The organism is Blautia sp. DFI.1.216 (assembly GCF_020594215.1).
GTDB lineage: Bacteria > Bacillota > Clostridia > Lachnospirales > Lachnospiraceae > Blautia_A > Blautia_A wexlerae.
Genome location: NZ_JAJDML010000092.1, coordinates 1 through 6,983, shown reverse-complemented (window position 1 = coordinate 6,983; position 6,983 = coordinate 1). Strand labels below are relative to the sequence as shown.

The 6,983-nt window shown below is 32.6% G+C and carries 10 protein-coding genes; all 10 read left to right on the top strand.

Annotation, left to right across the window (positions count from 1 at the left end; all coding sequences use genetic code 11):
- Window positions 1-198 precede the first annotated feature (198 nt).
- Window positions 199-513 (top strand): DUF6442 family protein, encoded by a 315-nt coding sequence (locus tag LJE11_RS18360; protein ID WP_055267761.1) that lies wholly within the window; start codon window positions 199-201, stop codon window positions 511-513.
- 1 nt (window position 514) lies between these two features.
- The gene (locus LJE11_RS18355) at window positions 515-724 is read left to right on the top strand and encodes a helix-turn-helix transcriptional regulator (RefSeq protein ID WP_005342572.1); all 210 of its coding nucleotides are present in this window, start codon (window positions 515-517) and stop codon (window positions 722-724) included.
- A 14-nt stretch (window positions 725-738) separates the two neighbouring features.
- Window positions 739-1,068 carry a DUF3784 domain-containing protein gene (locus LJE11_RS18350; protein ID WP_009243023.1) on the top strand — a complete coding sequence of 110 codons (330 nt, stop codon included), beginning with the start codon at window positions 739-741 and terminating at the stop codon, window positions 1,066-1,068.
- A gap of 15 nt (window positions 1,069-1,083) precedes the next feature.
- Window positions 1,084-1,314, top strand: a complete 231-nt coding sequence (locus LJE11_RS18345) for a hypothetical protein (protein ID WP_003060191.1) — start codon at window positions 1,084-1,086, stop codon at window positions 1,312-1,314.
- A 166-nt stretch (window positions 1,315-1,480) separates the two neighbouring features.
- A complete protein-coding gene (locus LJE11_RS18340) occupies window positions 1,481-2,251 on the top strand; it encodes an ABC transporter ATP-binding protein (protein ID WP_003061398.1) in 771 nt (256 codons plus the stop codon).
- Window positions 2,241-4,208, top strand: coding sequence for an ABC transporter permease (locus LJE11_RS18335; RefSeq protein ID WP_055057939.1), 1,968 nt, complete (start codon window positions 2,241-2,243; stop codon window positions 4,206-4,208). The genes LJE11_RS18340 and LJE11_RS18335 overlap by 11 nt, the downstream gene beginning before the upstream one ends.
- Before the next feature lie 58 nt (window positions 4,209-4,266).
- On the top strand, window positions 4,267-4,926 hold the full coding sequence (locus LJE11_RS18330) for a response regulator transcription factor (protein WP_055057940.1): 660 nt from the start codon (window positions 4,267-4,269) through the stop codon (window positions 4,924-4,926).
- Entirely contained in the window at window positions 4,923-5,927 is a 1,005-nt protein-coding gene (locus LJE11_RS18325) for a sensor histidine kinase (RefSeq protein ID WP_029730928.1), read from the top strand. The genes LJE11_RS18330 and LJE11_RS18325 overlap by 4 nt, the downstream gene beginning before the upstream one ends.
- Before the next feature lie 293 nt (window positions 5,928-6,220).
- Window positions 6,221-6,640, top strand: coding sequence for an RNA polymerase sigma factor (locus tag LJE11_RS18320; protein ID WP_009261829.1), 420 nt, complete (start codon window positions 6,221-6,223; stop codon window positions 6,638-6,640).
- Window position 6,641: 1 nt separating this feature from the next.
- Entirely contained in the window at window positions 6,642-6,890 is a 249-nt protein-coding gene (locus tag LJE11_RS18315) for a helix-turn-helix domain-containing protein (RefSeq protein WP_004613734.1), read from the top strand.
- Window positions 6,891-6,983: the final 93 nt, after the last annotated feature.

Below are 6,983 nucleotides of genomic sequence, written 5' to 3'. Positions count from 1 at the left end.
TCGCAGTATGAGCTTGTGCTACATAAGGATAGTAACTGGAAGATTGTAGGATAAATGATATAGCGTGCATTTCCTATCAGATTTGCACGCTTTTACAAAACGACAAGAAAACTGTGCAAAAATATTGACTTGTAATGACCGAATGCTATAATATAAATGACAAGTGTACTTGGTATTATTTGAAAGGAGCGTTATATAATGGATAAAGAAAAAATACTATCACAAAACAAAAAAGAGAATCTATATCTTGATGAATACGAAAAACATATTAAACTTCAAGGGAAATCTTTTGGCTTAATGTTTGTTTTATTTATCTGCATTTTAATTCTTTTCATTAAAGCAGTTTGTAAAGAACCTTACTATGACATAATGACAATTATTGGGTCTGTGGCATTTGGCTCTATGGGTTATGAAGCACATATTTCAAAAAATAAATCCAAATTTGTTATTGCTTTATTCTTTCTTCTATTTATGGGGTATTACTTTTATAAATTTTTAATGATAGGTTTATAGAATGGACGAACATTTAATTTTGCGAAACAGATTAAAAACTGTACGAAAAGAAAAAAAATTATCACAAACAGAATTAGCTGAACTAGTCGGGGTTTCTCGGAATACAATTAGTTCTATTGAAACTGGACAATTCAATCCAACAGCAAAATTGGCATTAGTGCTTTGTATAGCTTTAGATAAAAAATTTGAAGAATTATTTTATTTTGATTAAAGGAGAGAACGATTATGGAATTAGAGGAATTGATTGTTGAAATAGTTATAGGATTGTTTTTACTTTTTATATCTTATCAAATAGGAATAAAAGAGAATATTACTTTATTACATGGTTATCATTATACACAACTTGACCCTAAAGATAAAAAGGTGTTTACAAAAAAAATAGGAATAGGCACTTTACTGGTTAGTATTGGTATTCTTGTTATGCCGATTATCAATTTAATCTCTCATTCTGAATTAGGCTATTACATAGGTCTTATTTTGATTGTTGTAGGAGTGTTTTATATCATATTCATCATTGTAAAATACAATGGAAAACTTATTAGCTTTAAAAAGTAGAATTGAGGTATGAATATGATAGGACTGAACAAAAGAGATATAAAAAAGGCATTGAAAGCTGGTGCAAAAGCTGGCGGTGTATCATTGGCTGATGTTCGGGCGGATATTGAAGCTACGATTGATGAAGCTATGAATAGCACCGACCCAGAGGTGCAGGCAAATTTCAAAAAGTATTTTGGGAATAAACGCCCTACACCAGAAGAATATATTTATATCATTACGAAAAAGACAAAGGCAAAATTATAATAAAAGGGTCGTGGAAATGCTTCACAAAATTGTGATCTGCATTATCACGGCTCTTTTACTCTCTGTTTACTTTCAAAACTGTAAGTGTAATTGAATACTGCCCTTGCTATAATTTAATTGTATTCCAAAACAAATAAATGTGGCAGGAAGAAAGGAGCGATTTTTAATGGAACACATTTTAAATTTAGAGCAAGTAAAAAAATACTACGGGGGTAACTCTGGAAATATCACAAAGGCAGTAGACGGTATTTCTATGTATGTAGATAAGGGCGAATTTGTCGCAATCATGGGAGCTAGTGGTTCTGGAAAGACTACCCTATTAAACTGTATCTCTACGATTGATACTGTAACCAGCGGACACATTACAGTCAATAATCAAGATATTACCAAAATCAAGGATAAAGATTTTGCTGATTTCAGACGTGAAAATTTAGGGTTCATTTTTCAAGATTTCAACCTTTTAGATACTTTAACGATTGGAGAAAACATTTCTTTATCATTGGTTATCAACAAACAGAACCCTACTGATATTGAGAAAAGAGTTCATGCTATCGCCGATAAATTGGGTATTCGTGATATTTTATCGAAATTTCCTTATGAAGTTTCTGGCGGACAAAAACAGCGTTGTGCTTGTGCTAGAGCCTTAATCAATGAACCGAAACTGATTTTAGCTGATGAACCGACGGGAGCTTTGGACTCAAAAGCTTCCAGATTATTACTGGAAACAATGTCTGAAATCAACAAGAAAATGCAGGCTACTATTTTAATGGTAACACATGACCCGTTTAGTGCGTCTTTCTGTGAACGTATTTTGTTCTTGAAAGACGGTAAAATATTCAATGAAATTTTCAGAGGGGAAAAAAGCAGAAAAGATTTCTTCAATGAAATACTGGATATATTAACCTTGCTCGGAGGTGAAGTGGGAAATGTTAGGTAAGTTAGCGTATAGAAATACAAAAAGAAATATTAAAGATTATTTGATTTATCTGATAACCGTTACTGCATCCTTTTCTCTTATATTTGCTTTTAATTTGGTGGCAAATTCTGATGAAATTGTAAAGTTATGTTCCAGTATGGATGCATTTAAGAATTCATTGTTCGCTGTAAATATTCTTATTATTTTTGTGATATGCTTTTTGATCAACTATACAACGAAATTTATGTTTGAAAAAAGAAGTAAAGAATTAGGAACATATATGCTTCTTGGCATTAAGAAAAAAGAAATTGCCCACTTAGTTGTAATTGAAAACATACTGTTGGGAATTTTAGCAATTGTATTAGCTATTCCTATTGGCTTTTTATTCAGCCAGTTTGTGTCGTTAGTAATTGTAAACTTACTGGGTATTCCAAAAACTCTCTTTATTTCTTTGAATTTTGTTTCTATTGGACTATTGATAATTTATTTTTTAACTATTTATGTTTTGGTTTTACTTAATCTATTAAGAAGAATAAGTAAAATGACGATACGTGATTTTCTTTACTTTGATAAACAAAATGAAAAGAAAATGTTCCGTGACAGTAAAAAAAGAAATGTCATTTTTGTTTTAAGTATTATTCTTGGTGTGATTTCTCTTTTTCTCTGGAATTCACGTTGTACTATGGATAATTTTAATAAGCAAGAAACACTCACCTGTTTGATGGTAAGCGTAATCATGTTGATTATCAGCATTTATGGTATATCTACAACTTGTGCAGATATGTTCTTGACTGTTTTGTTAAAGAATAAAAAAATGAAATATCAAAATGACAATCTGTTTGTAGCAAGAACATTTGCTTCTAAAGCAAGAACAATGAGCTTCACATTTGGTACATTGTCTATGTTGATTTTAACTTCACTGCTGGCTCTGAATTATTCTAGTATCAACAAAGCTTCGTATGATATCAGCGTGAATTTAAATGCACCATATGATATACAACTCTTTGATGATAAGCAGGTATTTGATGAATATATTCGAGTAATTGAAGAAGAATATACGATTGATAATACCATTGAGTACGACATTTATAAAGAGCCGAATCATCAGGTACAAAAATTCTTCCAATCAGAATATTATGATTTTGACCCAGTCTTGAAGTTAAGTGATTATAATAGGTTACTAGAATTAAGAAAGATGCCGTTGCTTTCTTTAAATGATAACGAATACTATATAGTTACAAATAGCAAGTTTGCATATGAGGTTGAAGATAACAAAGACATTGAAACCATAACAGTAGCAAATAAAAATTTGAAATTAAAAGGATATGACACTAAGTCTTATTGGAACTCTATAACTAATACTGGCAGATTTGTTGTTGTACTTCCAGATAAATATGTTCAAGGACTTGAAGTATCAGAAAATCATTTGATTATAGATACAAAAGAAGATACAGACGCAGAATTAGAAAATAAGATAAAAGAAGATATGCAACATCAATTAGTAAAGGTTGATGAAAATGGAGAAATAAATGATGAGTCGTATAGAGTAAACGTAAGAGGTGCAGAAATAGAACAACAAAAAGCAATGGTTGCAATAGTAGTCAGTCTGTTTATGTACATTGCATTTATTTTGATTTCCGCAGTAGGAACAATTTTGGCAGTTCAATCATTGAGCGACTCTACTAAATACAAATATCGCTACCTGACCTTGCGAAGATTAGGAATAAATGATAAGTCGCTATTTAAGACAATCAGAAAACAATTATTGATATTATTTTGTGTCCCTGCAATATCAGCAATATTGTGTTCTTTTGTGATGATGTCGTCATTGAATAATGTGTATCAACAAATTTTGGGAGATAAACACCTTTATCTAATGTACTTTGGCTTGAATTTAATTATCTTCTTCCTAATTTATAGTATTTACTGGATAGCGACGTATATCGGTTTCAAACGAAATATCAATGAGGAGAGTTAGATTTTTCTAGCTCTCCTGCTGTGGAATTATTATAATGGTAAATCAAGGGGGTGTTGAAATGAGAATAGCGATTATCGAAGATGATGAAATCACTCGTTTGGAGCTTTCTAAACTATTGAACACACAAGGATATGAAACAGTTTTATTGACTGACTTTGGAAATCTGACAGAGGAATTAAAGCAATATTCCATAGAACTGGTTCTGCTTGATATTAACCTGCCGTATGAGAATGGCTACGAAGTATGCAGGAAAATAAAACAAGTCATGCCAGTACCGATTATCTTTGTAACAAGCAGAGATACAAATGCTGACGAATTGAAAAGTATTCAAGTGGGCGGAATTGACTTCATCACAAAGCCGTATGACACGCTTATTCTTCTTGAGAAGATCAAGCGTGCATTGCAGTTGTCAAACCCGAGTAATTTCCGTGAGCTTGTCAAAAAAGATTGTACCCTTGATTTACATTTATCCATTTTGAAGTATCAAGAGCAAAGCATTGAACTGACAAGAAATGAATTTCGTATTTTGTACTACTTCTTTATGAACGAAGATAAAGTTATTAGCAAAGAAGAACTATTGGAAAAGCTGTGGAATGACAAATATTATATAGACGAAAATGTATTATTGGTTAATATGACCCGTCTAAAAAAGAAAATGAAAGAAATCGGTATTGTTCATTTATTGGAAAATATACGAGGAAAGGGTTGGAAACTGTGAGTTTTTTTACATTCTTAGAAGAAAAAATAACAGAGATATTGTTTCAGCTTTTCTTTCTTGCCGTAGTAGCATTTCTCTTGATTTTCTACGGTGTAGATACGCTGTTTGTTGTATCGCTGGTAATTCTGTTCATCAGCATACAAGGGCTTTTTCAATGGTGTTTGTATCGGAAGAAACGTAACGCTTCACAACATATTATTGATTTAGTAGACGGACTGGAAGAAACCTATTATATTGCAGACGTTTTACCAAAGCCAAAAGAATTTCAAAATAAAGCCTATTGCTACGCACTAAAAAAAGCCTGCAAATCTATGAATGATGAAATCGGCAAAATCACAGAGGAAAAGCAGGACTATCAAGAATATGTGGAAAGTTTCGTCCATGAAATTAAAATACCGATAGGAGCATTGTCTTTGACGTTTGACAATACAAAAAATTACACATTAAAAAAAGAAACAGACAAAATATTTCAGTTAGTGGAACAAATGCTCTACTATGCAAGAAGCGAAAATACGGAAAAGGACTATTTTGTAAAACAGTTGCAGTTAGACGAAGTGATACATAATGTCATTCTGAAATTCCGTCATTCGCTTATGGAAAGAAAAGCAATTATCAATATCCATGACATAGAAAATGTCATTTATACTGATGAAAAATGGCTGACATTCATTCTATCTCAAATCGTGCAAAATGCGATTAAGTATTTTGATAAGCAAGAAAATAAACTGACGATATACAGTCAAGACAATGGTACAAATATATTGCTTGTGATTGAAGATAATGGTTGTGGAATAAAAGCGTCTGATTTATCCCGTGTATTTGAAAAAGGTTTTACGGGTTCAAATAGAAACAAAGCAAATGCAACGGGTATGGGACTGTATCTATCGAAAAAATTATGCGATAGGTTGGGCTTGAAATTGGATATTGCTTCTACGGAAAAAGAATATACAAGACTGACCATTACATTTCCAAAAGGAACAGTTCATAATTTTTCAGAGTAATTTGAAAACCATGCCAACATTGATACGGTGCTTTAAGGGGGCTTGCATTATGGAAAGCTTTAAGTACAATTATTTGCAATCAAATTCCACCTAATAGCACACTATTAAAAATTGAATATGTTTTAGCTTTAAAGGCTCGTACAGACTATATGTTTTGTGCGGGCTTTTTTCATACCCGAAAAAAATTTAAAAATTTTTCAAAAGAGGTCATTAAATCACACCTTTCATTCCCTATATGGTGCGGAAAGAGGGATAAACACTTTTCAAATCATAGTGGAAAGGGGGTGAGATTGATGAAACCGTCTGACTTCCAGAAAACAGTTCAATGTCGCTTTGAAAGTTGTTTGAAGAAAGTTGTCCGTCATGTTGTAAAGGACTACCAACAAGGATTAAAACGACGAAAAGATAAAGAAATTCCATTCTGTGAACTTCCAGAAATTTTCGTTGAAAATTTTGCTGTGTGGGACGACTACGAAACAGATTATACAATCTTTTCAGTATGTGGCATTGATATTCGTGTCCTTGATGATGAGCTGGCAGAAGCCTTGAAAAAACTTCCAGAAAGAAAGAGAAATACTCTGTTAATGTATTACTTCTTGGAAATGACAGAAAGTGAAATTGCCAACTTACAAAAGATTACGCAAAGCGGTGTATTTAGAAACCGACATCATGCTTTGGAAACTATGAAAAAAATACTAAAGGAGAAGCAGTAAAATGAAGCAAACATTTAAGAAGCCGTCCTACTATTTGCTTTCGCAAGCAATGGACGGGGACGAAAAAGCGATTGAAAAAATACTGGCATTTTATGACCCGTACATATCAAAGTGCTGTTTGCGTCCACTCTATGATGAATACGGCAATGTCTATATTGTTGTAGATATGGAGTTAAAGGGACTTATCCGAGAAGCACTTATCAAAATGATTTTAGGGTTTGATATTGCCTTAGAAATCGAAGAAGAATAAGCAGTTTTTAGCAGAGCATGGTTTAATGTCCCCCTCTTTCCTGCTCTGCCCTGCTTTTACATGAAAGCAACACGCTTTCGCCACAGCTCTTTG

What these genes read in the sequence shown, in the direction of transcription:
- LJE11_RS18350 (WP_009243023.1), top strand. Translation starts at nt 739, where the DNA reads ATGGAATTAGAGGAATTGATTGTTGAAATAGTTATAGGATTGTTTTTA.
- LJE11_RS18355 (WP_005342572.1), top strand. Translation starts at nt 515, where the DNA reads ATGGACGAACATTTAATTTTGCGAAACAGATTAAAAACTGTACGAAAA.
- LJE11_RS18345 (WP_003060191.1), top strand. Translation starts at nt 1,084, where the DNA reads ATGATAGGACTGAACAAAAGAGATATAAAAAAGGCATTGAAAGCTGGT.
- LJE11_RS18360 (WP_055267761.1), top strand. Translation starts at nt 199, where the DNA reads ATGGATAAAGAAAAAATACTATCACAAAACAAAAAAGAGAATCTATAT.
- LJE11_RS18330 (WP_055057940.1), top strand. Translation starts at nt 4,267, where the DNA reads ATGAGAATAGCGATTATCGAAGATGATGAAATCACTCGTTTGGAGCTT.
- LJE11_RS18320 (WP_009261829.1), top strand. Translation starts at nt 6,221, where the DNA reads ATGAAACCGTCTGACTTCCAGAAAACAGTTCAATGTCGCTTTGAAAGT.
- LJE11_RS18335 (WP_055057939.1), top strand. Translation starts at nt 2,241, where the DNA reads ATGTTAGGTAAGTTAGCGTATAGAAATACAAAAAGAAATATTAAAGAT.
- LJE11_RS18315 (WP_004613734.1), top strand. Translation starts at nt 6,642, where the DNA reads ATGAAGCAAACATTTAAGAAGCCGTCCTACTATTTGCTTTCGCAAGCA.
- LJE11_RS18340 (WP_003061398.1), top strand. Translation starts at nt 1,481, where the DNA reads ATGGAACACATTTTAAATTTAGAGCAAGTAAAAAAATACTACGGGGGT.